25 protein-coding genes and 3 pseudogenes are annotated in these 26,186 nt (G+C 61.1%); 10 read left to right on the top strand and 18 right to left on the bottom strand.

Annotation, left to right across the window (positions count from 1 at the left end; all coding sequences use genetic code 11):
- Positions 1 to 72: 72 nt before the first annotated feature.
- Complete coding sequence (locus tag AC1Z3V_RS07110; RefSeq protein ID WP_483498044.1) at positions 73 to 855, top strand: hypothetical protein; 783 nt, start codon at positions 73 to 75, stop codon at positions 853 to 855.
- Positions 856 to 943: 88 nt separating this feature from the next.
- The gene (locus AC1Z3V_RS07105; RefSeq protein WP_483499584.1) at positions 944 to 3,028 is read left to right on the top strand and encodes a mechanosensitive ion channel family protein; all 2,085 of its coding nucleotides are present in this window, start codon (positions 944 to 946) and stop codon (positions 3,026 to 3,028) included.
- Positions 3,029 to 3,298: 270 nt separating this feature from the next.
- Here AC1Z3V_RS07105 and AC1Z3V_RS07100 read toward each other — a convergent pair.
- From AC1Z3V_RS07100 to AC1Z3V_RS07080, 5 genes and pseudogenes are all read right to left on the bottom strand, one after another.
- A pseudogene (locus tag AC1Z3V_RS07100) lies at positions 3,299 to 3,442 on the bottom strand (LacI family DNA-binding transcriptional regulator); the annotation flags it as partial.
- 137 nt (positions 3,443 to 3,579) lie between these two features.
- On the bottom strand, positions 3,580 to 4,710 hold the full coding sequence (locus AC1Z3V_RS07095) for an NAD(P)/FAD-dependent oxidoreductase (RefSeq protein WP_483498042.1): 1,131 nt from the start codon (positions 4,708 to 4,710) through the stop codon (positions 3,580 to 3,582).
- Between the two features lie 43 nt (positions 4,711 to 4,753).
- Positions 4,754 to 5,761, bottom strand: coding sequence for a Gfo/Idh/MocA family protein (locus AC1Z3V_RS07090; RefSeq protein ID WP_483498040.1), 1,008 nt, complete (start codon positions 5,759 to 5,761; stop codon positions 4,754 to 4,756).
- A gap of 18 nt (positions 5,762 to 5,779) precedes the next feature.
- Positions 5,780 to 7,288, bottom strand: a complete 1,509-nt coding sequence (locus AC1Z3V_RS07085; RefSeq protein WP_483498038.1) for an amino acid ABC transporter permease/ATP-binding protein — start codon at positions 7,286 to 7,288, stop codon at positions 5,780 to 5,782.
- Between the two features lie 60 nt (positions 7,289 to 7,348).
- Entirely contained in the window at positions 7,349 to 8,185 is an 837-nt protein-coding gene (locus tag AC1Z3V_RS07080; RefSeq protein ID WP_483498036.1) for an ABC transporter substrate-binding protein, read from the bottom strand.
- A gap of 228 nt (positions 8,186 to 8,413) precedes the next feature.
- Here AC1Z3V_RS07080 and AC1Z3V_RS07075 point away from each other — a divergent pair, with 228 nt between their 5' ends.
- The 5 genes from AC1Z3V_RS07075 to AC1Z3V_RS07055 all read left to right on the top strand — a co-directional run bounded on the left by AC1Z3V_RS07075 (position 8,414) and on the right by AC1Z3V_RS07055 (position 14,481).
- The gene (locus AC1Z3V_RS07075) at positions 8,414 to 9,484 is read left to right on the top strand and encodes a LacI family DNA-binding transcriptional regulator (protein WP_483498034.1); all 1,071 of its coding nucleotides are present in this window, start codon (positions 8,414 to 8,416) and stop codon (positions 9,482 to 9,484) included.
- Positions 9,485 to 10,224: 740 nt separating this feature from the next.
- A complete protein-coding gene (locus AC1Z3V_RS07070; RefSeq protein ID WP_429820589.1) occupies positions 10,225 to 11,268 on the top strand; it encodes an ABC transporter substrate-binding protein in 1,044 nt (347 codons plus the stop codon).
- Positions 11,269 to 11,279: 11 nt separating this feature from the next.
- The gene (locus tag AC1Z3V_RS07065) at positions 11,280 to 12,416 is read left to right on the top strand and encodes an ABC transporter ATP-binding protein (protein WP_483498032.1); all 1,137 of its coding nucleotides are present in this window, start codon (positions 11,280 to 11,282) and stop codon (positions 12,414 to 12,416) included.
- Between the two features lie 2 nt (positions 12,417 to 12,418).
- Complete coding sequence (locus AC1Z3V_RS07060) at positions 12,419 to 13,666, top strand: ABC transporter permease (protein WP_483498030.1); 1,248 nt, start codon at positions 12,419 to 12,421, stop codon at positions 13,664 to 13,666.
- Between the two features lie 5 nt (positions 13,667 to 13,671).
- Positions 13,672 to 14,481 (top strand): ABC transporter permease, encoded by an 810-nt coding sequence (locus tag AC1Z3V_RS07055; RefSeq protein ID WP_483498028.1) that lies wholly within the window; start codon positions 13,672 to 13,674, stop codon positions 14,479 to 14,481.
- A 79-nt stretch (positions 14,482 to 14,560) separates the two neighbouring features.
- On the opposite strand, the gene AC1Z3V_RS07050 is transcribed toward AC1Z3V_RS07055, so the two are convergent.
- Complete coding sequence (locus AC1Z3V_RS07050; protein ID WP_247960525.1) at positions 14,561 to 15,436, bottom strand: LysR family transcriptional regulator; 876 nt, start codon at positions 15,434 to 15,436, stop codon at positions 14,561 to 14,563.
- A 69-nt stretch (positions 15,437 to 15,505) separates the two neighbouring features.
- Complete coding sequence (locus AC1Z3V_RS07045; RefSeq protein ID WP_429820634.1) at positions 15,506 to 16,720, bottom strand: M24 family metallopeptidase; 1,215 nt, start codon at positions 16,718 to 16,720, stop codon at positions 15,506 to 15,508.
- A 329-nt stretch (positions 16,721 to 17,049) separates the two neighbouring features.
- Here AC1Z3V_RS07045 and AC1Z3V_RS07040 point away from each other — a divergent pair.
- The 3 genes and pseudogenes from AC1Z3V_RS07040 to AC1Z3V_RS07030 all read left to right on the top strand — a co-directional run.
- A pseudogene (locus AC1Z3V_RS07040) lies at positions 17,050 to 17,199 on the top strand (GlxA family transcriptional regulator); the annotation flags it as partial.
- A gap of 75 nt (positions 17,200 to 17,274) precedes the next feature.
- Entirely contained in the window at positions 17,275 to 17,475 is a 201-nt protein-coding gene (locus AC1Z3V_RS07035) for a type II toxin-antitoxin system VapB family antitoxin (protein ID WP_483498026.1), read from the top strand.
- Positions 17,472 to 17,855: a type II toxin-antitoxin system VapC family toxin gene (locus AC1Z3V_RS07030; protein ID WP_483498024.1), complete on the top strand. Its 384-nt coding sequence runs from the start codon at positions 17,472 to 17,474 to the stop codon at positions 17,853 to 17,855. The genes AC1Z3V_RS07035 and AC1Z3V_RS07030 overlap by 4 nt, the downstream gene beginning before the upstream one ends.
- 404 nt (positions 17,856 to 18,259) lie before the next feature.
- Here AC1Z3V_RS07030 and AC1Z3V_RS07025 read toward each other — a convergent pair.
- The 11 genes and pseudogenes from AC1Z3V_RS07025 to AC1Z3V_RS06975 form a co-directional block, all read right to left on the bottom strand.
- A pseudogene (locus AC1Z3V_RS07025) lies at positions 18,260 to 18,570 on the bottom strand (SDR family oxidoreductase); the annotation flags it as partial.
- 110 nt (positions 18,571 to 18,680) lie between these two features.
- The gene (locus AC1Z3V_RS07020; protein WP_483498022.1) at positions 18,681 to 19,733 is read right to left on the bottom strand and encodes an AbrB family transcriptional regulator; all 1,053 of its coding nucleotides are present in this window, start codon (positions 19,731 to 19,733) and stop codon (positions 18,681 to 18,683) included.
- Positions 19,720 to 20,043, bottom strand: coding sequence for an antibiotic biosynthesis monooxygenase family protein (locus tag AC1Z3V_RS07015; protein WP_483498021.1), 324 nt, complete (start codon positions 20,041 to 20,043; stop codon positions 19,720 to 19,722). Before AC1Z3V_RS07015 ends, AC1Z3V_RS07020 begins: the two co-directional genes overlap by 14 nt.
- A 6-nt stretch (positions 20,044 to 20,049) precedes the next feature.
- On the bottom strand, positions 20,050 to 20,457 hold the full coding sequence (locus AC1Z3V_RS07010; RefSeq protein WP_483498019.1) for a cupin domain-containing protein: 408 nt from the start codon (positions 20,455 to 20,457) through the stop codon (positions 20,050 to 20,052).
- A 12-nt stretch (positions 20,458 to 20,469) separates the two neighbouring features.
- On the bottom strand, positions 20,470 to 21,849 hold the full coding sequence (locus AC1Z3V_RS07005; RefSeq protein ID WP_483498017.1) for an NAD-dependent succinate-semialdehyde dehydrogenase: 1,380 nt from the start codon (positions 21,847 to 21,849) through the stop codon (positions 20,470 to 20,472).
- On the bottom strand, positions 21,846 to 22,649 hold the full coding sequence (locus tag AC1Z3V_RS07000) for a hydroxypyruvate isomerase family protein (protein ID WP_483498015.1): 804 nt from the start codon (positions 22,647 to 22,649) through the stop codon (positions 21,846 to 21,848). The genes AC1Z3V_RS07005 and AC1Z3V_RS07000 overlap by 4 nt, the downstream gene beginning before the upstream one ends.
- Before the next feature lie 12 nt (positions 22,650 to 22,661).
- The gene (gene rraA, locus AC1Z3V_RS06995; RefSeq protein WP_483498013.1) at positions 22,662 to 23,135 is read right to left on the bottom strand and encodes a ribonuclease E activity regulator RraA; all 474 of its coding nucleotides are present in this window, start codon (positions 23,133 to 23,135) and stop codon (positions 22,662 to 22,664) included.
- 11 nt (positions 23,136 to 23,146) lie between these two features.
- Positions 23,147 to 23,785, bottom strand: coding sequence for a 3-oxo-tetronate 4-phosphate decarboxylase (gene otnC / locus AC1Z3V_RS06990; protein WP_483498012.1), 639 nt, complete (start codon positions 23,783 to 23,785; stop codon positions 23,147 to 23,149).
- Positions 23,782 to 25,053 (bottom strand): 3-oxo-tetronate kinase, encoded by a 1,272-nt coding sequence (otnK, locus tag AC1Z3V_RS06985; RefSeq protein ID WP_483498011.1) that lies wholly within the window; start codon positions 25,051 to 25,053, stop codon positions 23,782 to 23,784. The genes otnC and otnK overlap by 4 nt, the downstream gene beginning before the upstream one ends.
- A 20-nt stretch (positions 25,054 to 25,073) precedes the next feature.
- Positions 25,074 to 25,739 (bottom strand): arylsulfatase, encoded by a 666-nt coding sequence (locus AC1Z3V_RS06980; RefSeq protein ID WP_483498010.1) that lies wholly within the window; start codon positions 25,737 to 25,739, stop codon positions 25,074 to 25,076.
- Between the two features lie 61 nt (positions 25,740 to 25,800).
- A complete protein-coding gene (locus tag AC1Z3V_RS06975) occupies positions 25,801 to 26,067 on the bottom strand; it encodes a hypothetical protein (protein WP_483498009.1) in 267 nt (88 codons plus the stop codon).
- Positions 26,068 to 26,186: the final 119 nt, after the last annotated feature.

The raw sequence follows: 26,186 nt of genomic DNA, 5'->3' as shown, positions 1-26,186 counted from the left end.
GCCGGTTGCGGCCATCGCCTGACGGCCATTCCGCTTACCACTGAATTGGACTTCTCGAAAACGGAGCATTTTATGAAGAGACTAATTACGGCTGCCGGCGTCGCGAGCGCCCTCGTGTGCGGGCCGCTGATGGCAGCCGACCTTGATGCTAGCCGCGCAGCGAACGACATTTCTGCGATCGAGGAAAGATGGTCTTATTCGATCACGCCCTACTTCTGGGCGGCAGGTCTATCCGGTGAGACCGCACAGTTTGGTCTTCCCACGGTCAACATGGACGCGAGCTTTAGTGACATTTTCGACAACCTTGATTTTGGCGGAATGGTCATAGGAGAGGCGCGGAACGGACGATTCAGCGTTTTCGGCGACCTGATCTACACCAAGCTTTCCGCCGGCGATGACACACCACGCGGCTTGTTGGCGACGAGTGTCGACGTCGACACTCAAACTTTCGCCGGCCTTTTCGGCGTGGGTTACTCGGTCCTTGAAGGATCTGAGGGCCGCCTGGATGTCGTGGGCGGCCTGCGGGTGTGGTCAGTGGAGACCGAGATTTCCTTCAACGGCGGAATCCTCGGTGGGCGCAGCTATACTGACAGCGCCACATGGGTCGATGGCCTAGCCGGGGTGCGCGGCACCTACAACTTCACGCCCAATTTCTACGCCATTGGATGGGGCCTTGTCGGTGGTGGCGGTGCCAACATCGATTGGGATGTCATGGCAGGCCTTGGCTACAACATCAACGAGACGGTTTCTGCGACGCTTGGTTACAGAGCACTCGGCGTTGATTACCGTGACAACGGCTTCATCTTCGATGTCGTGCAACAGGGCCCGATCGTCGGTTTCACAATTCGCTTCTGACGATGCTTGCAACTGCTTGGAATACCGCGTCAAAGACACCTGAGCCGATCAAGACACGACTTTTCGGAAGGAACGTCTTCCCGTGCAAATGAACATCCGCTCTTGGCCAGCGGTCGGGCGAAGCGCTGTGTTATTACATGTAGCAACTGTGATGGGCCTGCTCCTTTTCGCAATCCCACAGTCCGTCTTGGCGGAAACCAATCACACGGTTGGGTTAACACCCAACGTCGAAGAGTTTCTGGACCTCCTCGGCAAAAATGACGTTCAGGATTGGCTCCGCGCCCGACAACAAGCCAGTGGCGGCGCCGAAATTCGCAAGGGGCTGCCCTCCGATGGTTCCTTCGGAAAAGCTCTCTCGGAACGTCTAATGGCGATACGGGTGCATCTCAACGCCCTTTGGCAAGTTGTGCCACGTATGAATGACGAGGTGGAGACGGCAACGCGGCGACTGCGGATCGCGAGCGGCGGCGCGGGCTTTATCACAATCTTTGCTACGGCCGGCGTGCTGGTGGGTTCGGGACTTGCAGCCTTGTTCCTCGTCAAGAGCCGGCTAAGCATCGGCTATCCGGGCGAGGGAGGAGAAGGTGAAGCGTCTCTGGCCCATCGCCGCCGCGTAATAGGACTCTCCCTCGTGCAAGAGGTGGCCGGAGTCATCGCATTCTGCGTCGCCTGTTTCGGTCCGCTTCTCTTCTACGAACGGGCGCCATTGGCTGATCCGATCCTTTTGACCCTTTTGGCAGCGGTCACGGCATGGATGCTCCTGCGTGGGGCCTTACGAGTGCTTTTCTCAGTGAGAGGAGAGCAAAGAGAATGCCTGTCGGCACCCGCCACCCAGGGTTGGGCTTGGCGCAATCGCAATCCTTCCTGGCCGCTCACAGCGGCCGGGTGGTTCTTCTTTGGAACAGCACTCACCGAAACATCACGGCTGAGCGGCATGGACCCCTTGGCTACGGAGCTAATCTCCTACGTCGTGGGGTTCGGTTTGGTGGCGATCGGTATCACCGTCATCTGGCAAACGCCATCGCTGGAATCCGCAAGCGATCTCAAAACCGCAAAGAGCGGCCTGATGGGTCGGTGGGCCGCGACGTTCCTTGTCGTCGGCCTTTGGTTGATATGGGTTGCTGGGGCGGTGCATCTCTTCTGGTCACTTGCGATTGGTTTGTTGACCCCGATTTCGCTTCGCTTCGTCCGGACGCTCACGGGATATCTTTTTGTGGACGAGCGGGGTCAGGCAGACGATCAAGAGTTATCCACTTCCATGGTGCTGATGGACACGCTGACACGGGCACTCTTGATCGGCCTCGCCTTGTGGGTGCTTGCCAGAGTGTGGGGGATCGGATTCCCGCAGTTGGCGACAAGCGACGATGCGATCTTCAGGTTGACCCGCGCGTGTGTGATTGTTCTCGCCATCCTTTTTACTTTTGATGCGTTGTGGCAATTCGCACGCCTTGCAATAGATGCAAAGATTGCGCGGGTTGATAAGGCCGCTTCAGCGGGCGCCGAGGTGAGTGCGAAGCAAGCGAGATTGCGAACACTGCTCCCGGTCGCGCGGAATTTCGCCATGGTGATATGCGCGACCCTTGCTGTGTTGATGACACTGTCTACGCTCGGGGTCGAAATCGGACCGCTGATTGCGAGCGCCGGGGTCGTCGGTTTGGCAGTTGGCTTTGGAGCACAGACCCTGGTGAAGGACATCATCAGTGGGGTCTTTTATCTCCTGGATGACGCCTTTCGCGTGGGCGAGTACATCCAGTCAGGCAACTACAGTGGGACCGTAGAGTCGTTCAGCCTGCGCTCCGTTCGTCTGCGGCATCAAAACGGCCCTGTATTCACAGTTCCTTTCAGTGCATTGGGCGCGGTGCAGAACAGTAGTCGCGACTATGCCATCGACAAACTTCTCGTCACTGTCGCTTATGACACCGATCTTGAAAAGGCGCATAAGCTGATCGACCGGATCGGCCAGCAAATGATGGAAGATCCCGAGCTCGCGCCGATGATCATTGAACCTTTGAAGATGAATGCAGTTGGTGAATTCGGGGCTTACGGCATTCAACTCAAGCTCAAAGCGACAACGAAGCCAGGTTTCCAAAGCATGGTGCGCAAGCGAGCCTATCCGCTGATGAAGAGAGCTTTCGACGACAATGGAATCGAATTCGCACCCACCCAACGGTAAGCTCTCCGAATGGGCGTTGTTGTCGGCCAACGTCGGCGCGACGATGAAGCCGCGGACACTCAGCGACTGGAGGCTCGCAAGCAGGGAGACCTCCTGCCCAAGCTCCTCCTCGCTGCTGCCGATGATGAGGTTGTGCCCACATTCGCGGACAAGAACCTCGATGTCGTGCGCGATGCGGGCGAAAAACGGGTTCTGTATACCACCGAGGATGCAGCCGACGATCGGCAACGGCCCACTGCGCCACGCCTGTGCCAGGCGGTTGCCGCGATAGCCGAGCTTTTCCGCGGCAGCGTGAACCTTCTGCGCGGTTTCGTCGCCGACATAGCCATAACTGTTCAGGGCGCGGGCAGCCGTTGCACGCGACACGTTCGCCAACGCCGCCACATCTTTCAAAGTCGCCGGTTTCCGAACCATTTCACCCCTCGCCATCGCACATGCAGGATCCACCACGATCCTCCTTGTGGCGCCGGCTCGCATAGGCATGCCGCTGCGGAAAGCGACATGCCGTCTGCAACCGCCGGTCCTGGCCCCGAGCGGACGGGCCCACCGCCTTACTGCGATGCGAAGCGTTCAGGTCGGAACGTTACGAGCATCGGATGCTCCGCACCGGTCGCGATCTCGTAGCCCAACAACTCACCCATGATAAGACCGAGCGTCGCGCCGCTGTGGCTGAAGACGACGTAGGCGCCGGGAATGGCTTTGAGGGCGCCGACTACGGGCTCGCCATCACCCGGGATCGGCTTACCGCCGACGCCAATGGAGGCGATCTCGAGCCGGGGATTGCCTTCCATCACCCTTGAAGCCTCCGCAAGCAGGGCGTCGACGACGGCATCGTCGATCTCGTACCCGCCGTCCTCGCGCATCTTCACCCCTTCGTCCGCAGCCCAGTCGGCATCCAACGAGAACGTGCCGCCGGGTGCCGGGCGGACGGCAACGCGCGGCGTGTTGAGAACAGCGCGTAAGGGATGGGCGAGTGGCTTGGTCTGCACCAGCAGCGCGATCGGCGTTCCATCACCGATTGACTGTCCCGCGTCCGCCGCCATTTTCGGTACAGCCGGGCCAGTGGCAAGGACGACGGCATCGGCCAGGATACGGCCACCCGTTGCCGTCTCGGCACCGACAGCGCGGCCGTCTTCGACCATGATCCTTGCTTTGCCCTGATCGGTGACGAGCGAGCCGCCGAGTTCGGCAAACTCTTCGAGAAGCAGATCGATGAGGATCGGCAGGTCGACCCAGCCCTCGCCCGGGTTGAAGATTGCCCCTTGTGGCGTGATCGCCTTCGCATCAAGGCCTGGCGTCACTGTCGCGACATCAGCGGCCGAAACATGCCGGGCATCATAACCGAGCGAAACCTCGTGGCGGAATGCAGCATCAATCTCGTTGCCCTTGTCGTCGGCATCCCAGGTCAGGCCTCCGTCAAAACGAAGCCAATCCGTTTCGGGGTGTCGCGCGAAAAGCGTGCGGTAGCGATCGATGCCCGCCATCCGAAGGCGATGATAGGGGTCCGAGCGCATGCGCGCCGAGTTCAGCCAGGAAAGCGAGCGACCGGAAGCGCCATTGGCTGGCGGGCCATCATTGAGGATCGTGACGCGTATGCCGCGCCGCGCAAGCTGAAGGCCTGTGGAAACCCCGAATATGCCGGCGCCAATGATGACGGCCGATGAGATAATGTTGTCGGTCATGGGATGTCTTTCAGTCGGTTGATCATGCGGATGGATAAAACGGTCAGGGCACTTCCCAGTGGCCGCTGGCGGCGGAGCGGAAGAGCGCGTCGATGACCTTCATGTTGGCGACTGCATCCTCCAGCCCTATTTCGAGTGGGGTGCCGAAGAGAATGGCTTCGGCGAAGGCATCGGCCTGCTCGCGGTACTGGTCAACCGGCTCGATGGCGATCTCCTGGCGCCCGCCACCTGCGAGGTCGCGGCCGTCGTCAAGCACGAGCCGGGTTGGCGCGTCGGCCGGCGCATTGAAGGGGATGGGAATTTCCAGACGCCCGCGCGTTCCGAGCACCGTGACCGCCTGCGTAAGGGCCAACTGCGTGGAACAGGTGAAGACGAGCTGCCTGCCTTCCGGGAACTCCATGAGGCCACTGGTCAGGCGGTCCGTATCGAAGGCCGGGTCGCGTTCCAGAAGCGCGATGGCCCGCAGCGGCTCGGAACCGAAGAGAAAGCGCGCCGTGCTAATGGCATAGCATCCGACGTCGTAAAGGCCCCCGCCGCCGATACTGGCCTGGTTGCGTACGTTCTGGGGATCGTCGAGATAGTAGGAAAAGATCGTCTGTATGGCCCGAGCCTCGCCGATCCGCCCTTCAGCGACTAGCGCCCGCGCCCTTTTCCACTGCGGATGGTGACGGACCATGAAGGCCTCGGCGACGGGCAGGCGCGCTGCTTTTTGCGCGGCTGCTAGCCTTATTACCTCGTCGGCATTAAGCGCGATCGGCTTTTCGCAAAGGACCGGCTTGCCGTGCTCCAGCGCCATGATCGTCATCGACACATGCAGGTGGTTGGGCAGCGGGTTGTAGATCGCGTCGATCTCCGTGTCGGCCAGCAGCGCCTCGTAGCTACCATGGGCTCTGGCGATGCCGAAGCGCGCCGCCATCTCCCCCGCCCTGCCTGGATCACGCGAGGCGATGGCCTCGACCCGTCCCAGGCGGCTGGATTGAATGGCGGGAATGACGGCCTTGGCGGCGATGCCCGCGCAGCCGAGCACGCCCCATCGTATCGTTCGTGTCATCTTTTTCTCCTGTCCCCCTCAAAGCACTTCCGCAAGGAAGCGCTGAAGACGCGGGCTCTGCGGGTTGTCGAAGATCGCTGCCGGCGTGCCGGCTTCGACCACGCGTCCCTCGTCCATAAAGACGACCTGATCGGCGACGCGGCGGGCAAAACCCATCTCATGGGTGACGACGACCATCGTCATGCCGCGCTTGCCGAGGTCGGCCATCAAATTGAGCACGCCCTTGACTAGTTCCGGGTCGAGCGCACTCGTTACCTCGTCGAACAGGATGACTTCCGGCTCCATGGCGAGTGCGCGGGCAATGGCGACGCGCTGCTGCTGACCACCCGAAAGGCCACCCGGACGGTGGTGCTGCCGGCTGGCAAGACCAACATCGGCAAGCCTGGCCTTGGCGATATGCTCTGCCTTGTCCGCTGGCAGCCCCTTGATCTTCGTCAGCGACAGCATGACATTTTCAAGCGCAGTGTGATCGGGGAAGAGATTGAAGTGCTGGAAGACCATGCCCACCCGTCGGCGCAGGCGCTCCGGCTTCATGCCAAGGATGCTGTCGCCGTCGAGAAGTATGTCGCCGCTCTTCGGCTCGACCAGCCGGTTGATACAGCGCAGCAGTGTCGATTTTCCGGAGCCCGACGGCCCGATGATGCAGGTGACACTGCCGGGCCTGACCGAAAGGTCGACCCCCTTCAGCACGTCGAGCTCACCATAGGCCATGCCGAGATCGCGGATGTCGAGGCTGCCACCCTTGAATTCGGCCTGCGAAGCGCGGCTCGCTCCATCGAGTTCACTGACCTCCTCCAGCCCGCTGGAGATGGTGGCCGGACGCTGCTTGCCGATCCTGAGCCGGTTGTCGATGGCGTTGACGACATGGGTGAGCGGCACAGTGATGACGAGATAGAAGACACCGGCAAGAAGCAGCGGCGAAAGATTGCCGGTCACAACCGCCTGATCCTGGCCGACGCGAAAGATCTCGCGTTCGGCAGCAAGCAGACCAAGGAAATAGACGAGGCTCGAATCCTTCACATTGCCAATGAACTGGTTGACCAGCGCCGGCAGCACGCGCCGCACGCCCTGGGGCACGACGATCAACCGCATCCCCTGGCCATAGCTCATGGATAATGCCCGGCAGGCTTCCATCTGACCGCGATCGACGCTCTGAATGCCCGAACGAAAGATCTCGCCGATATAGGCGCCGGCAATGAGGCTGAGCGCCAGTATGCCGAGCGGATAGGGTGAAGGGCCGAACAGTTCGCGGCCGATGCGCGCAAAGCCCTGGCCGATCAACAGGATCGTGACGATGGCCGGCAGACCGCGAAAGATGTCCGTATACACGCGGGCCGGAATGCGTAGCCAGGGCGAACGAGAAATGCCCATGATGGCGAGCACCATGCCGATGACGACACCGAGCACCGTCGAGGCCGCCGCAAGGATCAGCGTATTCTTGAGGCCGACCGTGATCATCGTCGGCAGCACTTCGGCCATCGCGCTCCAGTCGAGGAAGCTGCGGCGCAGATTTTCAAGCCAGTTCATCAGGAGGTCCCTTGGAAGAAAAACCGGTCCGACCGGCGAGGCCGGACCGGCAAGGTGGCATCACTGCTTGGGAAGATAGGCGTCCGGCATCGGCGTGCCGGGGAACCACTTTTCGTGCAGGGTTTTCCAGGTACCGTCCTGCATGGCGGCCTGGAGGCCCTTGTTCAGTGCCTCGCGCAGCGCGTCATTGCCTTTGCGGACGACGAAACCGGCCGGCGCGTCGAAGCTCGGGATGTTGACGGCGACCTTCAGTTCGGGGTAGCGCGCCGAATAATCCTTTGCCGCCTCGTAATCGAGGAAATGCGCATCGACAGTGCCATTGTTGAGCGCGGAGATGGCGGAGTTGTTGTCCGGGAACTTCACCAGGTCCGCACCCGTGAAATTCTTCTCGGCATAGATTTCCTGCAGCGTACCCTGCACCACCCCAAGACGCTTGCCCTTGAGGCCGGCCGCATCGGTGATGCCGGCATCCGGCGTCAGCACGGTGAGAAAGCCGGCGAGATAGCCGTCCGAAAAATCGACGGTCTCCTTGCGCTTGTCCGTCGTGCCGATCGCGGCGGCGGCGACGTCAAAGCGGCTGTTGGCCACCGAGGGCATCAGGGCGGAGAATTCCTGTCCGGTGAAGATCACCTGCTCCTTCTTGAAGCCCAGGCGCTCGGCGACGTTGAGGAAGAGTTCGACGTCGAAGCCGCTGAAACTGCCGTCAGCGGTGGTGAAGGCATAGGGCTTCGCATCCCCCATCGTGCCGACGCTAATCACCGCCGGATCGATCAGGCCGAGGGAATTATCCTCCGCTAGGGCCGGTGCCGTTACGCCTGCCACGACGCTGAGGGCGATTGCGACGGCTATAGCCCGCATGCGGGCAAGGGGGGAAGTGATGGCTTCTGATAGTCTCATCGATTTCGTCTCCTCTGGTGGTGTTGTCTGCGATGTTTTCAAGCCGCACGGGTCCCACCCGGACGACGGCACGAACCGCTCGTCCGGCCCATGCCATCGCATGCCGGGATTTCGCTATTCTTATATTGAGACCGGTCTCAAATATAAAAGAGACCGGTCTCTTTGACTTTTCTCAATTGTTATCTTCGCATTTGCCAGTCGTCAATATCTCTTGTATGGCTAACTTCCATGGACCAAAGCCCACCCAGATCATCCTCCGCCACGGTCGCCGATGTTGCCCGCAAGGCAGGTGTCTCGAAGGCAACCGCCGCGCGTGTGTTGGGAGGGTATGGAACCGTGAGCGACCATGTGCGCGATACTGTGACCGCGGCCGCCCGCGCCCTCAACTACCAGCCGAACGAACTGGCCCGTAGTATGACGACGGGGCGCTCCGGCACGATCGGTGTGGTGGTGGGCGATATCGAGAATCCCTTCTTCAGCTTGGCGATGCGAGGTATCACCGATGTCGCTCGGCAGGCCGGTTTCACCGTTGTGCTGATCAATTCTGGCGAAGACGCCGACACGGAAAGAGCCGCAATTCGCACCCTGCTCGCAAAGCGGGTGGACGGCCTCATCGTCTCCCCGGCCAAGGAGAGCGACGCCGACCACTTGCGTGAAGCCGCCCGCTCCGGTCGGCCACTTGTTCTCCTCGACCGCGGCAGCGAGACGCTCGACGTCGATACCGTGATCGCCGACGACCGGCACGCTGCGGAAGACATCACACGCCGGCTCATCGCGCTCGGCCATAGGCGTATCGCCTACCTCACTGCCTGTGACACCCCCGACCACCGCTTCCGCACACCGGCCGACATCAATACCGGCTCGGTGCGCCGGCGGATCGAGGGTTTTCTCGATGTCTGCCAGAGGGCCGGGCTCGAGCGAATGGAAGACTGGGTGCATGTGGGCGCCGTGACATCGGAATACACCCACCGTATCGCCACCGTCATGCTCAAATCCTCGCGGCGTCCGACAGCGATCATCGCATCTGACAGTGTGATCGGCCTCGAAGTCTTCAAGGTCTGTCGCGAACTTGGCCTCACCATTCCAGACGACCTGTCGCTGGTGTCGTTTCACGACGCGGACTGGACGTCCGTCACAACACCACCCGTCACGGTCGTGCGCCAGCCCGTCTACGGCCTTGGCGAAGCGGCGGCCAAGCTATTGGTCGAGCGGCTTAACGGAAACAGCGCGGAGGCAACGCGCGTCGTCCTGAAGACGGAAGTCGTCGAGCGCGCCTCCGTGGCCGCCGCGCCCACATAGACATTCGGCGCCGCCAGAACTGTACCCCAAGCCGCAGGGCATCCAGCATGGCCGCATGAACCCATCGGCTACGTGCCGCGGCGCCGATCTTGTGCAGTCAATACCGGAGGGCGGCCGGGCACGCAGAGGCGTTGAACCGACCAGTCTTTCGATCTCCGTGACGCCATCATTCGCTGAGAGCGGCCGCAATTTATCGAAGAGGTCGTTCACCGGGATCGTCCCATGCTCGACAATAACCTGGGCGGGGGTCTCGCGAATTTCCCGGTGAGTCAGCAAGTGGCGCAACACCACCTAGGTGATGCTCTATTTCCGGCGCGATGGAGGGTCGCGGGCGACGAATGTCGCCCTCTTTCCCACTGCAGCGATTTCCGCGGCGGCCGGTCGCGTCATCGACAATCTCTGCCGGATTGCCGAGCGCATCGAAGACGCTCACGCAGAGCTCGCTGCCTGCAACCGGACCGAGTCCGGAATGCCGCCGGTGGCGGTGAAGATGAGATCGGGTTCTTCGTCATCTGATGAGTCGCAGTAGGCGGCTGCGACGGAGATATCATTTTGGTAGATTCTTGCTGGGCTCGTGGGCGCGCCAAACACGTCTCTCGTCCTGATAAGCGCCGCTCATGCACGCATGATACCTACTTATTTGCGCCACAGCATGCCGCAACATAGGCTTTCCTTATAGCCCGCAAGCAAGACGGGCACTGCGACGGGTACGTCAAATCTGTCTCCAGAGAGGAATTTCCATGTTCAGAAAACGCATTGTTCTGGCAGCGACGACGCTCGCCTATGGTTTGGCGTTCCTGCCGGCATTCGCTGCCGAACCACTTTCCGTAATGAGTTTCGGTGGCGCCTATCAGGATGCTCAGCGCAAGGCCGTGTTCGGCGCTTATGCGCAAGAAACCGGCCGGCAGGTCTCCGAGCAGGAATACGGTGGCGAGATCGCCAAGATCAAGGCCATGATCGACAGCGGCAACACGACGATCGATGTGGTTGACGTGGACGCGCCGACCCTGCTCCAGGGCTGCGACGAGGGCATTTTCGAGATCATCGACTGGGAGAAGATCGGAGCGAAATCGGATTGGCTTTCCGGCACGACGTCGGACTGCGGTGTTGGGACGATCGTTTATGCGACGATCCTTTCCTATGACGGGGACAAGCTGGCAAAGCCGCCGACGAAGCTTGCCGACCTGTTCGATCTTTCCAGCTACCCCGGAAAACGCGGGCTGTGGAAGAACCCGGCGACCAATCTTGAGTTTGCGCTGCTGGCCGACGGAGTGCAGCCTCAAGACGTCTATGCGACGCTCGCAACACCCGAAGGCCTGGATCGAGCCTTCGCCAAGCTCGACACCATCAAGAAGGAGATTGTCTGGTGGGAAGCGGGGGCACAGGCGCCGCAACTGCTTGCCTCGGGCGAGGTGACCATGACGACGGCGTGGAACGGCCGCATTTTTAACGCCAACAAGGAGGGCCGTCATTTCGGCATCGTCTGGGACAACCAGATCCTTGATTCCAACTACTGGGTCATTCCCAAAGGCGCCAAAGACCTGGAAAGCTCGCTGGCCTTCATTCGCTTCGCCGTTGAACCAAAGGTACTGGCCGGCATCGCCAAATACATCCCCTACGGCCCGGTTCGCACGAGCGCGGCGGCGGAAGTGGCGCCGGAAGACGCCAAGAACCTGCCAACGAGCCCCGAGAACCTGACAACCTCTCTGACGCTCGACAACGCCTTCTGGGCAGATCATGGCGATGAGATCCGCAAGCGCTTCACCACCTGGCTTTCCAACTGAGGGGCGCGCAAATGAATACCGTCACATTGGAAAGGGGGCGCCTCGACGGGGCGCCGCCAACCACATCCGCCGCGCAGGCCATGGTCGCGTTCGAGCGCGTGCAAAAGACCTATGACGGGCGCACACTTGTTGTCGAGGACCTGAACCTCACGGTGCGGCGCGGCGAATTCCTCACGATGCTGGGGCCTTCCGGTTCTGGCAAAACGACGACGCTGATGATGCTCGGTGGCTTCGAGCAGCCGACTGCCGGGCGCATTCTGCTCGAGGGACAAGCGGTGGAGCGCCTGCCGCCCGAACGCCGCGACATCGGATTCGTCTTCCAGAACTATGCGCTGTTTCCGCACATGACGGTCGCCGAGAATGTGGGTTTTCCGTTGCGCTATCGCGGCGTCAGGGGTGTGGAAGCCAAGCGTCGGGTTGAGGATGCGCTTTCCATGGTCAGGCTTTCCGGTTTCGGCGAACGCCGTCCGGCACAACTTTCCGGCGGCCAGCAGCAGCGCGTGGCACTTGCCCGCGCCATGGTTTTCAACCCTAAACTCATCCTGATGGATGAGCCGCTTGGCGCGCTCGACAAGCAGTTGCGCGAACACATGCAGGTCGAGATCCGACGGATTCAGCAGAGCCTCGGCATCACCATGGTCTATGTAACGCACGACCAGTCCGAAGCCCTCACGATGTCTGACCGCATCGCGGTTTTTCACGAGGGCCGCATCCAGCAACTCTCCGATCCGGTGACGCTCTACGACCGGCCGGAAAACCGCTTCGTCGCCGGCTTCATCGGCGACAACAATACGCTTTGCTGCGAATTCGCCGGCACGGAAAACGGCATCTGCGTGGTTCGGATGGCAGATGGAACGCGGCTCTTCACGACCGGACCTTTGGGCCAGGTCCGCTCGAACCTCTCCGTATCCATTCGCCCTGAACGATTGAACCTGGAAAGCGCCGGCAGCAAGGGTGCCGAAAACCATATCACCGCGCGCGTTGTCGACAGGATCTTCCTCGGCGACCGGGTGCGGCTGACGCTGGAGGCCTTCGGCAGCGAACGTCTCGTCGCCTCCGTGCCGGCAGCCGAGGGCGCCGTGATCTTGCCGGGGGGCCACATTCGCATGGCCTGTTTTGCCGCCGATTGCCGAACACTGACGAGGTAGCCATGACACGGACCCTGTCCCTCACCGCTCCTGCTGCACACGCCAGCCTCGACGCGGCGCTACGCCGCGCCGAGCGGCCTAACCGCCTGCGGGCATTCGCCCTGGCTCTGCCGGCTCTGATCTTCCTCATCGTTACCTTCGCCGCGCCGATCGGTCTCTTCCTCACCGCGGCCGTGTTCAATCCGGAGGTTCGCACCGTGCTGCCGCAGACCCTCGTCGCTCTTGAAGGCTGGAACGGGCGTTCGACACCCGGCGAGGAGGCCTTCATTGCGCTAGCGGCCGACCTTGCCCGTGCAAAGAAAGACAATACGGCTGCCGCGCTCGGCAAGCGACTGAACTACGAAAGCGCCGGCATGCGCAGCCGCATCATGTCGGTGGTCCGCCACCTCGGCAATTTCAAGGACGGTGCCCTCGCTCCGCAGTTCGCGGCCCTCGACCCCGTCTGGGCAAGCCCCGATCTCTGGACAATCATCAAGCGCAATGCGAGCCCTCTGACAGCCTACTATCTTCTGACGTCGGTCGACCTTGGGCAAGACGCTTTAGGCGGTGTGGGACGGGTGGAAGAAAGCCAGGCGGTCTTTCTCGACATCCTCGGTCGCACGCTCTGGATTGCCGGGCTTGTGACCGTTGCAACGCTGGCTCTCGGTTTTCCCACGGCCTATATCATCTCGCTGGCACCGGCACGGACAGCCAGCTTCCTGCTTCTGCTGGTGCTGCTGCCGCTCTGGACCTCACTACTGGTGCGCACCACCGCCTGGGTCGTGCTGCTGCAGACGGATGGCGTGATCAACCAGGCGCTCCTGGCGCTCGGCATCACCACGCAAAAGCTCCAGCTCATCCTCACTCGCTTCGGCACGGTGACCGCGATGACGCATATCCAGCTGCCTTTCACGATCCTTCCGATCCTCAGCGTGATGAAGGCGATTCCGGAAGGACAGATGCGGGCCGCACGGTCGCTTGGTGCGCCGCCGCTCCGTGCGTTCTGGCGGGTTTATGCGCCGCAGACCTTGCCGGGCGTTGCCGCCGGCTGCCTGATGACCTTCATCCTGTCGCTCGGCTACTACATTACACCTGCATTGGTCGGCGGCCCACGCGACCAGATGATGTCGAACTTTATCGCCAACTACATCAATCGCGACCTGAACTGGGGGATGGCTGCTGCGCTCGCCTGTCTGCTCCTCGTCATGACGCTTTCCATTTACCTCGTGTTCCTGCGTCTCGTCGGCGCGGAGCGCATCAAGCTCGGATGAAAACCATGTGGCTTCCCGCTTACGCGACCCGCAGCGAACGGCTTTGTCGCTTCGTTGTCGTCACCTTCGCCCTCGCCGTGCTCGCCTTCCTGATCGGGCCACTCTTCGTCGTCTTTCCGCTCTCCCTTGCGAAGGATCCGTTCTTCACCTTTCCGATCCACGAATATTCGTGGCGCTGGTACGCCGATTTCTTCGAGAATTCGCGCTGGACGCAGAGCCTGCTCAACAGCCTTGTGGCAGCGCTTTTCAGTACGACGCTTGCCACCGTTCTCGGCACGCTTGCAGCACTTGGCATCAGCCGGCCGGGTTTCCCCGCCCGAAAGGCGGTCATGGCGCTGATGATCTCGCCGATGATCATGCCAGTCGTCATCGTCGCCGTCGGTGCCTACATGTTCTTCGGCGCGCTGGGCCTCACCAACACGCGCACAGGGCTGGTTCTTGCCCATGCGGCCCTTTCGGTTCCGTTCGTGGTTGTCACAGTGCTTTCGGCGCTTTCAACCTACGATGCCAATCTCACGCGGGCAGGCTCGAGCCTCGGGGCGGGACCGGTCAGCGTCTTCTTCGCCGTCACGCTGCCGCTCATCCTGCCTGGCATCGTATCGGGCGCATTGCTTGTCTTCGCCGTCTCCTTCGACGAAGTGATCGTCGCACTATTCCTGACAGGCGCCGAGCAACGCACGCTGCCCGTGCAAATGTTTTCCGGCATCCGCGACCAGATAAACCCGACGATCATGGCGGCGGCGAGCCTGCTCACCACCGTCTCCATCGCATTGTTTCTGGCGCTGAATCTTGCCCGCCGGGTGCGGCGGGCCTGAACGCAGCCGTTTCCCTGCAGTGCTAGCGGGCGTCAGGATTGGCGCCCGCTGAAGCGTTTCGAGAGAAAGAACAAGTGCACTATTCCGCTCGCGTATCAGCGAGAAAGGCGTCGGCGAAATGCGCCGCGAAGCTCTCTGCAACGGGAGAGCGCTTGCGGTCAGAACTCAGATAAATGCCGACGACGACGTCCGCCAGCCTCGGAAGACCAAGGGTATCGTCAAGACGGACCAGCTTGGGCGGGACGATACGACGAGCGAGCACCGTATTGCCGAAGCCGGACCCGACGGCCGCCTCGAGACCTGAAAGGCTGGGGCTGGTATAGACGAGATCATAGCCGCGCCCGTCACGCTGCAGGGCAGTTAGCATCGCTCGTCTGTAAAGGCACCCCTCCGGATAACAAACAATGCGCAGGTTGGCGTTCTCATCCGTGACCACTGAGCTCGCCCGGTCGCCCACCCATGCAAGCGGCTCCTTCCAGGTCATGAATGCACCTTCTGCCGGTCCATCGGGCGTCATCGCGACGACGATGTCGTAAAGGCCGTTGCGCAGTCCCTGCAAAAGGACATGCGACAGGTCGCAGACCACCTCGAAGCGAAAGTCATGGCCGCTGCTGGCAAGGCGGGGCATCAACTTCGGCAGGAAATGGTCTGCATAGTCGTTCGGGATGCCGAGGCGGATCTTTCCGTGCTGGTCACGCCGTGAGAGGCGCAGCATCATTTCGTCGTTCAGTGCCAGCATCTGGCGTGCATAGCTTGCGACAAGCTCACCGGCCTCGGTCGGCTGGGCGCTCGCGTCTTTGGCGAAAAGAGAAACGTTGAGCAGCTCCTGCAGTTTCTTCATCTGCAGGCTGATGGCCGGTTGAGTGCGACCCAGCTGTTCGGCAGCGCGCGTATGACTGCGCAGGTCGATAACCGCGAGGAACGTGCGAAGAAGGTCGGTCGGTATATTTCTCACGTCGGTGGCATCGCTTCCAAAAGGAAACGGGCCGATCAGACGGCCCGTTTCAAGTTGCCCGCGGACGGGTCAGGCGGGAAGAATATTATGCTGCGGGCCGAAGGGGAAGCCGGTAATGTTCTCGCTGCCGGTCTCCGTCATCACCAGGATGTCGTGCTCGCGGTAGCCGCCTGCACCCGGCATGCCGTCGGGAATGGTCAGCATCGGCTCCATGGAAACGACCATGCCAGGCTGAAGCACGGTGTTGATGTCCTCGCGCAGCTCGACGCCCGCTTCGCGACCGTAATAGTGCGAGAGCACCCCGAACGAGTGGCCATAGCCGAAGGAACGGTAACCGAGCAGGCCATGCTCGCGGTAGATCTCATTGAGCTCTGTCGCCACGTCGCCGCAGCGCGCGCCGGGCTTCAACAGTTCGAGACCGCGGCGATGCACGGCGCAGTTGATCTCCCATATGCGCAGGTGCTCGTCGCTGGCATGGTCGAGGAAGAGCGTGCGCTCTAGCGCCGTGTAATAGCCCGAGATCATCGGGAAGCAGTTGAGCGAGAGTATGTCGCCCTTTTGAACGCGGCGCGACGTGACCGGATTGTGGGCACCATCGGTGTTGATGCCAGACTGGAACCAGACCCAGGTATCCATGAGCTCGGCATGGGGGAAACGGTTGGCAATATGGCGTACCATCGCCTGCGTGCCGGCAAGCGCCACTTCATATTCCGGAATGTTTTCGCGGACCGCCTGCGCCACGGCCTCCCCGCCGATATCGGCTGTTGCCGCCCCCTCCTTTATCAGGGCGATCTCTTCGGCAGACTTGATCGTGCGCAGCCACATGGTCGGCGCACCGATATCAACAAACTCAACGCGCGGAAACGCGTCCTCCAAAAGCCGGCGCAGATCGAGGTTCACCTGATCGAACTCAATGCCGATGCGGGAAACCTTCGGCAACAGCGTTTGCAGCGCATGAAAGAAGTTGTCACGCTGCCAATCAGTGTAGGTGATGTTGTCGCCAAAGGTGCGGCGCCACGGCTGTCCTGCATCGATGCCCGCAGAAATCGACGTCGCCTTTTCCGGTGTGATGACAAAGGCGTAGCGGCGACCGAAGGAGCAGTAAAGGAAATCGGAGAAGTAGCAGATGTTGTGGTAGGAGGTGAGTATTGCCGCGTCGACCTTCAGCTCCTCAAGAATCCGGCGCATGGCGTTCTGCCGCCGCTCCATTTCGCCCACCGAGAATGTCGGCTTCACCTTTTCGCCATTGTGCATCTCCTGCAGCCGCAGAAGCTGGTTCGGCATCCCTCGTGCATACATGTTCATGTGAAATCTCCTTCCCGGCGGCCAGCCGCACTGTTTGACAAGCGCAGGGTAAGAACGTTCTCGGTCGCAGCAAAATTAGAAGTTCCAATGCGGCCATAAGAGATCCGAGTGGTTCGCATGCGCACCGCTAATACCCGCATTTGCGTTCGTAACTTCCGTCCCAATCGACGCAGGTGTATGCCTGTGTCGCTTCACGGCGCGGACCGCCGGCGACACGGAGGCAAGAACCGTCTGCTTTGGACGTTTCTCCACCGCGATGCGCTGCCCGCGCATGCCGGTGAACACGTGCGCGGCGAGATAGGTTTGCTATGACGACGACCATGAGATCCAACGCAGCGGCGACGAACCGTCTCGAGATCGGCTTCGTACTGGCGCGATCGTTCACGCTCTCGGCCTTCGCTCTCTTCATCGACACGCTTCGGCTGGCCAGCGACGAACTCGACAAATCGGGCCGCGTGCACCGATCTGGTTGACAGACGTGGATTTCGTCACCAAATGGTGCTACTTGTAACACCACACTTAGGATTCAGGTCATGCGCTCAACGATCAACCTCGACGATTCTCTCGTGGAGAAAGCCAGGTCTTTGACCGGCACGAAAGAAACCGCTGCCTTGGTACGTCAGGCGTTGGAGACACTCGTTCGTGTGGAATCGGGAAGACGCCTTATTGCGCTTGGAGGAACGATGCCGGATGCAGAGGCAGCGCCACGCCGCCGGAGCGCAGTGGCCAAGTGATACTCGCAGACACGTCGATCTGGATTGATCATTTCCGGCATCCCGATGCTGAACTGCGCAGGATTGTTGAGGAAGACCGTTTGCTGTGCCATCCAGCTGTGATTGGCGAACTGGCACTTGGCAGCCTTCGAGATCGCGGTAGCGTGATAACCTTCCTGGCGGCTCAACGCGAAGCCCTCGTCGCGACACATGACGAAGTCATGATGATGATTGATCGTCACTCCATTTTCAGTATGGGCATTGGCTATACGGATGCCCATTTGCTAGCTTCCGTTCTCCTTGATCAGCGAACGTCCTTGTGGACCAAAGACAAACGGTTACGGGCAGGGGCCGAAAAGGCGGGAGCGGCATTGCACGCGCCCCGCTACGCGCCAAACTAACCTGCTGAAGCCGAGGGCCGTACCACAATGGCAGCGATCCTGTGCATACCGACGGTTTCCCCGAGAATGGGGATCGACGCGAGGGTCACGACGATGGGGGTGAAGAAGACGATCGCGTAGACGTCCGCCAATGGCAGGGTCGAGAAGACGTAGAAGCCGCAGAGCGTGTTGGCGCCGGCAAGCACCGCGAGATCTCCATCTTCGGTAAACTCGGCAAACATGCTCTCATTGAGTCCACCTTTGGTGGAATATTCATGTCGCAGGTCCTCCAGCGGAGTAGCAGGTTTGCGGAACGCGACCGTTGAAAGGCTCAGAAAATGCTGTGCGAGATACCTGCGCGCGCCTTCCTGCGGCAGTCCTCCCTTGGACTGCATCCAACCGACAACGTGATCCATAATGCCGAAGTAAGAGCCCATCAGCGCGCTTACGACATTTTCGCCGGCGGCGTAGGTGTTGCGGCTGGAGGCCATCTTCACGATCCATTCCGCCATTTCGACGGGCTCGGCGGCGCGGCCGAGCGCGCTTGCCTTGGCAAGCTCTGGCAGGAAGCCGAGTTCCTTGGCGCGGTCGGTGGCAAAGCCGGCGGGTGCGACCGAGTTCACCAGAATCTGGTCTGCGGCGCATTCCTGCGCGAAGGATTTGGTGAGAGGCTGACGACGGCGGCCTTGGTAGCGGCATAATGGGCGTTCTGCGGATGCGCCTTGAAGGCATCGACCCTGGCTGCCCGCCCCTGCAGGAAGTATCGGGAAAGCACCGTGAGCGGAAATGGTACATTTGGATGCTCCGAAATTATGAGAGTGACGCAGAGCACTAAGGAGAGGCGTATTACTTGGTTTTGAACGGATCGATACGTAGGCGGAAAAGGGCGGCGGAACCGGCCACCACCAACAAGACCCGGGTAATGTGGTGAAACACCACGAAGGGGACTTCTACCTCGAGGGAAAGCGCCATCAGACTCATCTCTGCGACCCCTCCCGGTGAGTACGCGAGTACCGTTCCTACGAAGCGATCATCAGTCATGGTCGAGATAAGCAGCGCGAACCCAAGCGAAACTGCAAGTAACAACACCGTCGAACCAACGGACAAACCGATAACCCTAAGGATCAACTCAGGCGCGGTGCTCACAAACCGGCAGCCCACCGTGGCCCCGATCACCACCTGCGCCGCCGCCAGAAAGGCGCTGGGAAGCTGGAAATCGGAAACGCCCGAGAGGTGCAGTCCCGCACTGACAATCATCGGTCCGAGCAGATAGCGCGCGGGAAGACGAAGGAATATACCGCCCGCCACACCTATCCCTATAGCGGCTGCAAACCAGGCGAGGTCCTTCGCCTCGATCGCTGCGAACGGGACGTAACTTGACCCGCTTCGACCTATTTCTTCCCCCGTTATCAGTTGAATGATAAACGGCATACAGAGAACCACGAGGAAGATGCGCGCCGCGTGGATGAGCGAGATCATCCTCTCGTCGCCGCCCCGTTCCGCACCCAGCGTGACCATTTCGACCAGTCCACCGGGCATGGCCGAGAAAAACGCCGTCTGATGGTCGAATTTCCCGACCTTACGAAAGTAGACGTAGGCGACCGAGGCCGCGGCAGCGATAAAGAAAACGAGCCCGGCGAGAGACACGAGCCATACGCTCGCGTGTTCGAAGACTGCCGGCGAGAACGACGTCCCCAACATTGCTCCGATCGTCGCGGTCATCGGAGGGCGCGCAAACTTTGGCGTGGCAAGGCGAAGTCCCGCCAACGCCGCAAGCCCGCAGAAGATCATCGCGCCGAGAAGCCAGGCGAGTGGCATATGGAAATGCCACATCACCCATCCACCGACCCCTCCGATTGAAAGCGTCAGCAGAAACTTCGCAATGTCATGCATCTTCATTCTCGTCACTCGGGCTGTATCGGGCCGTAGACGAAGAATGTGTCACCACCGGTGGGCTGTCGAAGAACGCGCCGACGAGATTTCGCCACTCCTGGAAATCGTCACAACCACGAAAATCGATGAGATGATTTTCGATGGTCTCCCATTTCACGAGGAGGCGATAAACGGACTGGTTCTCCACGACTCTGTGGAGTGAAAGGCCGTGGCAACCTTTTGCACGAAGGAAAAGCGGAGCTGCTTGCTCGACCCCCTTTTCGAAGTTCGCTTCCTGACCGGCTTTCACCGTGATTTCAGCAAGCTCGTAGATCATTGGAACTCATGACAGCTTGTGACCGTGTTCAGCGTCGATCGACCGTTCCTCGCCAGTCGCGATCATCGTGCGGGTCGCATCGACGGACGCATATATCCAGAATATGCGCATGGGCTTATCGGTTGGGTTGATGAAGCGATGCGGCACATTTGCGGGAATCCACGTCGTGTCATTCGTGTCGAGATGATGCTGGACACCGTCGATCTCCGCGATCGCCTCGCCTTCGATGACCATCACGCATTCTTCGCAATTATGCTTGTGCAGCCCGATCGCAGCACCCGGATTAAAGGCGGTGATGCCGTTGATCATGCTGGTCGATCCACATTTGCGCGTGACCAGAGGCGTAGTGCGCGCACCACCGCCACGGTCGTTGGCCGGCAGTTCACGCGGGCGAAGTATTGCTGCTTGGGTCATCAAAGCCATTCCTTACTTTGCCGCGACCGCCGGACCGATCCAGACGGTCTTGATGTTGACGAACTCGCGAATGCCATAGACCCCGAGTTCGCGGCCATAGCCTGAGCGCTTGATGCCACCGAAGGGATAGCGCGGATCGGAAGCGACCATGCCGTTGATGAAGACCGCACCGGCATCGAGGTCGCGGGCGAGCTTTCGCGCCCGCTCGACGTCGCGGCTCCAGATCGCCGAGCCGAGACCGAATTCAGTCTGGTTTGCCAGGCGGATCGCCTCCTCGGAATCTCGTGCCCGGATGATCGCCGCAACAGGTCCGAAGGTTTCCTCGTGGAATGCCGTCATCTCCTCAGTCACATGGTCAAGCACGGTCGGGGGGTAATAGAAACCGTCGCCATCGATCGGCTTGCCGCCCAGCTTGAGTGTCGCACCGGCCGCGATCGTCTTTTCCACCTGCGCATGTAGGCCGCTCAGGAGATTGGCGCGCGCCATCGGCCCTATATTGGTATCGCGCACAAGGGGATCACCGATCTTCAGCTTCGCGACGCCCGCGCAGAAAAGCTCGACGAAACGATCGGCAACCGCCGCCTCGACGATGAAACGCTTGGCGTTGACGCAGGACTGTCCGACATTGATGTAGCGCGCCTTGACCGCGATCTTTGCCGCCTCTTCCAGATCGGCGTCGGCAAGCACGATGAACGGATCCGAGCCGCCGAGCTCAAGCACCTGCTTCTTCAAGGCCTTGCCGGCCTGTGCGGCGACAATCGCCCCCACTTCCGTCGAACCCGTCAACGTGACGGCAGCGATCCGGTCATCGTCGATAATGCCGGCAATCTTCGACGGCTCGATCAGAAGCGTAGCAAAGAGACCTTCAGGGCAGCCGGCTTCCCGCATCACCTCTTCGATCGCGAGCGCGCATTCCGGAACATTGTTCGCGTGCTTCAAGATTGCGCCATTGCCTGCTGCAAAGGTCGGGGCCGCAAAGCGGAAGAACTGCCAGAACGGATAGTTCCACGGCATGATCGCCAAGACCACCCCGAGCGGATCGAAGGCGATGGCGCTCTCAGCCGCGTTCGACGCTACCGTTTCATCCGCAAGGTACTTCGGCGCATTCTCGGCATAGAAATCGCAGTTGTAGGCGCACTTCTCCACCTCAGCTTCGGCTTCTGCGATTGGCTTGCCCATCTCGCGTGTGATCATGGCGGCATAACGGGACTTTCCGGCCCGCAGCACCCGCGCCATGGCGGAAAGTAGCCTGCAGCGCTCAGCGACTGGCACTCTTCGCCAGCCGGCCTGTGCCTTCGCCGACGCGCTCAACGCCTGGTCGACATAGGCATCGTCGTGAAGGTCGTAGCGCGCAAGCTCGCGGCCGTTGGCCGGATTGATGGAAACGATCATACTCTTCTCCTGATTTCTGATCTCGCCCGCCAGGAAGCGAGAAACGTCAAGCTCTCGACCGAGTTCGTCGAGGGTGTAAATTCGAAGCCGATGGCACCCTGGAAGCGCTGCGCTTCAAGTGCCGAAAGGACAGATTCGAAATCAATCGTCCCGGTTCCCGGCTCCTGCCGACCCGGATGGTCGGCGATGTGGATGTGCCCGATCCTATAGGCATTCGCCGCGATCCACTCAGCCGGATCGATGCCGGTCGCGCACCCATGGAAGGTGTCGAGCAGCAGCGAGAGATTGCCGGGACCGAAGACATCCTGCACGCGGCACGCCTGCTCGAGTGTGGAGAGCGTATAGCCCGGCACCGACCGTTCACTGATCGCCTCGATCAGGATCTTCACCGGTGTGCCGGCCGTTCGCTGGACGGCGTAACGCAGGTTCTCGAAGTAAACGCTTTCAGCGTCTGCATCGCGAGGTGGAATGCCGGCCATCGGGTGAAGGTAGGGCGCATCGACGGCGCGCGCGAACTCAAGGGCGCTATCGAAGGCTGTGCGAAACTCGGACTGTCGGCCCGACAGCGCGGCAAGGCCTTTTTCGCCCTTCGCGAGGTCGCCGTATGCGCAGGAGAGCTGCGCAAAGCGGAGACGGTGCTTCTCTAGAAGACCGCGGATGATCGCTGGCTCGAACGTCTCTAGATAAGGGTGTTCGACGGCATCAAAACCCACCGCAGCCGCCGCTTCGAAGCGTTCCTCGAAGGGTAGCTCCCTGAACAGATAGCCGATATGGGCCGAGAACATGGACTGCACGGTCACCGCACTATCCCCTCAGCGAAGATCGCGGTCGCTGAGGAGCACGCCATCCGCATCCGCGTAGAGGTAGGCGCCGGGCGCGAACTTGACGCCGCCAAACTGGACGGGAATCTCGAGTTTGCCGGCGCCATCCTTCACGGATTTTTTCGGCGTGACCGACAGGCAGAAGACGGCCACATCCATCTCGCCGATCTCGGCACTATCGCGTACGGCGCCGTTGATCACGATGCCAGCCCAACCGTTGTCGCGAAGGATCATGGCAATCTGATCGCCAAGCAGCGCGACACGGCTCGAGGCGCCGCCATCGACGACCATGACCCTGCCCTCGCCTGGCTTCTGCAACTCGGCCTTCAGCAGGGCATTGTCCTCAAAGCATTTGACGGTCGCGATCGGACCGCTGAAGGACTTCGTCTTACCGAGTTTCAAAAAGGGAAGATCGCAGAAGTGCACTTCCTCCCCATGCGCATCGACGAGATCAGCCGTTTTCATCGGTGTTTCCTTCAATAGCCGGCGAAGACGGCCTTTAATTCCGTGACGTTTTCAGGGGAAAGCATGCGTTTCGGCGCATCGCGCAGCAGTACCAACAGCTTCGCCGTTTCCTCCAGCTCCTCAACTGCGTAGACCGCCGATGCAATGTCCTTGCCGGTAACGACGGGGCCATGATTGGCAAGCAGCACGGCGGCATAGCGACCACCGAGTTCCCGGATCATGTCGCCCATGCTTTTGTCGCCCGGCTTGACGTAGGGTAGCAGCTTCACTTGCCCCACGCGCATGACGACGTAGGGAGTGATCGGCGGAACGCAGTCGTCCGGATCGATGTCGGCGAGGCAGGAGAGAGCCGTGGCGAAGGTCGAATGGAGGTGGACCACCGCGCCCGTCTGCGGCCGTGTTTCGTAGAACGCACGGTGCAGGAACACTTCCTTCGACGGCTTGTCCCCGGAGATGTGCCGGCCGTCGCGATCGAGCTTCGAGATGCGTGCCGGATCGAGAAAGCCGAGGCACGAATTCGTCGGGGTCATCAGGATCCCGTCCTCGACCGCAGCGCTGATGTTGCCGGCGGAGCCGACCGAGAAGCCACGGTCGAACAACGACTTCGAAAGCCGGGCGATCTCGTCGCGTATCCTGTTTTCAGCACTCATCTGCCTGCGAGCCTTTCCAGTGCTTTGACAAAGAAGTCGGGGGCGCCAAAATTGCCGGACTTCAGCGCCAACGCCACAGGTTTTGCCCCACCCGACAACAGCACCGGCACCCCGGGATCGATTTCCGACCCAATCGTCAACGCGCCGAGGTCGAGTGCCGAGACGACCGCCCCGGACGTTTCGCCACCGGCAACGACGAGGCGGCGGACGCCAGCCTTGACCAGTTCCTGAGCCGTTTTCGCAAAGAGATCATCGAGCGCCGCGGCAACCGCTTCCCGGCCGAAGCGCGCCTGGACCGCCTGGACCTCGCCGGGTGTGCCCGAGGAACAAACGAGCGGCGCCCTGCCCTCGTTCGCGAGCAGGAAGGATGTCAGCTTGGCGGCCGTCACCGAGCCCGCCATGACGCCGGCAACGTCGATGGCAAGCGTCGGGTGGTTCTTGCGGTGGATCTCGACCTGTTCGCGGGTCGCACCGGAGCAGCTTCCGGCGAGAATGGCCTCCGGCCCATCGACGCCTGCTGCGCTGGCGCCGGTTCCGGCAGCAAGGCCTTGCTCGATGAAGTTTGCGGCAAGACCGATTGCGATGCCGGAACCGCCGGTGACGAGGCGGTCACCTGCCGCCGCACGACCGATGGCGACGAGATCGTCATCCGCGATTGCATCGACGATGACGAGCGTGCGATTGCGCTCGCCATTCTCCCGCAGCGCTGATTTGATTTCAGTCGGCCCTTGCCGCACGATCCCGATATCGACGTGTCCTACGTCGGTGGTCGATTGCAGCCGTAGCCACCGGCGGATGTCTGCATCGGTCATCGGATTGAGCGGATGGTTCTGCAGTCCGGACTCGCTCAGAAGCCGATCCTTCACGAAGAGGTGGCCCTGATAGACCGTTCGGCCGGCACCGGGAAAGGCAGGACAAGCAATCACACCCGTGACGCCCAGAGCCGCGGCAAGAGCTTCGGCAACCGGGCCGATATTGCCGGCCAGGGTGGAATCGAAGGTCGAGCAGTATTTGAAGACAATCTGCTGGCACCCCTGATCGAGCAGCCAGCGCAGGCTCGCCAGCGACTGTTCGACGGCCGAAGCTACATCGATCGACCGGCTCTTTAGCGCAATTACCCCAGCCTCCACCTCGGCCTCGGCCTTTGCGCGAGGGATTCCAAGGTATTGTACCGTGCGAAGGCCGCCCTGCCCCGGCAAGCCCTTGGCGAGCGTATTCGCGATATCGCTTGCCCCTGTAAAATCGTCTGCAATGACGCCAAGCAGCATCGAAGGTGTACTCCCGAAAATCATGCTGCGCCGAGAAGGCGCTTGAGTTTGTCGATGGCGGCATCCGGGCTCGACAGGACCGGTATGTCCGTCACAGCCCGCACCGCAGGTACGGCGCGTGCCGTTGAGAAATGCGCAAGCACGATGCTGTCGAAGCCACGCAAACCCGCCGCCGCTTCGGCGACGAGCCGATTGTGCGTCTCTACATCACCCGCCCGCACCGCCTCGATCGCGCCATGCACCAGGAAGCTCTCCATGGTCGCGGTCGGATCGATCCTTTCGGCCTCCTCCTGAAACTCCGCCTCCATGCCGTTGCGCGCAGGCGGGAAGGTGTAGAGCATGGCAGTCCTGCCGCCTTTCCGGATTGCAGCCTCGAACATCGCCTCGTTGGGTTTCAGCGCCGGGATGTCGACGGTCGTCGCCGCCTGCTCGATCGCCCGCCCGAAGGCCGAGCAGGTGAAAAGCACCGCCGCACTCCCGATCTGCCGCGCATATCGGGCCAGAGCCTCGATACGCGCCGTCAGGGCTTCGGTGATGTCGATACTTGCGGCACGGTCGGGCGAAAGGCTGTCTTCCAGAAGGTTGACCACATCCGCATCCGGCCAGGCCGTTGCGAAAGCAAGTTTGATCGGTTCCATCGCGATCGGTGTCGCATGGACGAGCGTTATCCGGGGCTGTCTCGACATGAAAATACCTTTGAACGGGGCGGCCGCCGCGAGGAACGGCGGCCGTCAACGACGACCTTCGCTAATGCTGGCCCGCCGAAAACACCCAGACGCTCTCAGACGGAATCCGTGCCCAAACAATGCCGGTCGCCAGCTGCCGTGCGCCGTGTGCCTTGGCGACGAAATCGCCGCGACGCAGACGGTATTCCCAGCGGTCGCCGAGATAGATGCTGTCGTCGAGGTTCATCTCGAGCCCGCCCGCCTCGGGCTGGTCGCTGACGCTGATCTGCTCGACCCGGATCACCGCACGCGCGTCGTCGGATGCGTTGACGCCGGATGCCTCGCGCACCGTGCCATCGAGGCTCCAGTTGTCGCCGCCGATGACCGCGCTGCGGCCGTTGATCGACTTGACCTTCGCCTTGACGATATTGTTCGCGCCCAGGAAGTCTGCCGAATAGAAGCTGTTTG

This window comes from Ensifer sp. 38_S197 (assembly GCF_056924495.1).
Note: the sequence above shows the minus strand (reverse complement) of the source record. Positions and strands in the feature narration are given on the sequence as shown.

Bases quoted from the DNA above. Each gene is read 5' to 3' on its own strand.
- AC1Z3V_RS07015 (WP_483498021.1), bottom strand. From the start codon at position 20,043: ATGATCTACGAGCTTGCTGAAATCACGGTGAAAGCCGGTCAGGAAGCG.
- AC1Z3V_RS07010 (WP_483498019.1), bottom strand. From the start codon at position 20,457: ATGACCCAAGCAGCAATACTTCGCCCGCGTGAACTGCCGGCCAACGAC.
- AC1Z3V_RS07090 (WP_483498040.1), bottom strand. From the start codon at position 5,761: ATGACACGAACGATACGATGGGGCGTGCTCGGCTGCGCGGGCATCGCC.
- AC1Z3V_RS07085 (WP_483498038.1), bottom strand. From the start codon at position 7,288: ATGAACTGGCTTGAAAATCTGCGCCGCAGCTTCCTCGACTGGAGCGCG.
- AC1Z3V_RS07110 (WP_483498044.1), top strand. From the start codon at position 73: ATGAAGAGACTAATTACGGCTGCCGGCGTCGCGAGCGCCCTCGTGTGC.
- AC1Z3V_RS07060 (WP_483498030.1), top strand. From the start codon at position 12,419: ATGACACGGACCCTGTCCCTCACCGCTCCTGCTGCACACGCCAGCCTC.
- AC1Z3V_RS06980 (WP_483498010.1), bottom strand. From the start codon at position 25,739: ATGTCGAGACAGCCCCGGATAACGCTCGTCCATGCGACACCGATCGCG.
- AC1Z3V_RS07055 (WP_483498028.1), top strand. From the start codon at position 13,672: ATGTGGCTTCCCGCTTACGCGACCCGCAGCGAACGGCTTTGTCGCTTC.
- AC1Z3V_RS07105 (WP_483499584.1), top strand. From the start codon at position 944: ATGAACATCCGCTCTTGGCCAGCGGTCGGGCGAAGCGCTGTGTTATTA.
- otnK (WP_483498011.1), bottom strand. From the start codon at position 25,053: ATGCTGCTTGGCGTCATTGCAGACGATTTTACAGGGGCAAGCGATATC.
- otnC (WP_483498012.1), bottom strand. From the start codon at position 23,785: ATGAGTGCTGAAAACAGGATACGCGACGAGATCGCCCGGCTTTCGAAG.
- AC1Z3V_RS07005 (WP_483498017.1), bottom strand. From the start codon at position 21,849: ATGATCGTTTCCATCAATCCGGCCAACGGCCGCGAGCTTGCGCGCTAC.
- AC1Z3V_RS07095 (WP_483498042.1), bottom strand. From the start codon at position 4,710: ATGACCGACAACATTATCTCATCGGCCGTCATCATTGGCGCCGGCATA.
- AC1Z3V_RS07080 (WP_483498036.1), bottom strand. From the start codon at position 8,185: ATGAGACTATCAGAAGCCATCACTTCCCCCCTTGCCCGCATGCGGGCT.
- AC1Z3V_RS07070 (WP_429820589.1), top strand. From the start codon at position 10,225: ATGTTCAGAAAACGCATTGTTCTGGCAGCGACGACGCTCGCCTATGGT.
- AC1Z3V_RS07035 (WP_483498026.1), top strand. From the start codon at position 17,275: ATGCGCTCAACGATCAACCTCGACGATTCTCTCGTGGAGAAAGCCAGG.
- AC1Z3V_RS07045 (WP_429820634.1), bottom strand. From the start codon at position 16,720: ATGCCGAACCAGCTTCTGCGGCTGCAGGAGATGCACAATGGCGAAAAG.
- rraA (WP_483498013.1), bottom strand. From the start codon at position 23,135: ATGAAAACGGCTGATCTCGTCGATGCGCATGGGGAGGAAGTGCACTTC.
- AC1Z3V_RS07020 (WP_483498022.1), bottom strand. From the start codon at position 19,733: ATGAAGATGCATGACATTGCGAAGTTTCTGCTGACGCTTTCAATCGGA.
- AC1Z3V_RS07075 (WP_483498034.1), top strand. From the start codon at position 8,414: ATGGACCAAAGCCCACCCAGATCATCCTCCGCCACGGTCGCCGATGTT.
- AC1Z3V_RS07065 (WP_483498032.1), top strand. From the start codon at position 11,280: ATGAATACCGTCACATTGGAAAGGGGGCGCCTCGACGGGGCGCCGCCA.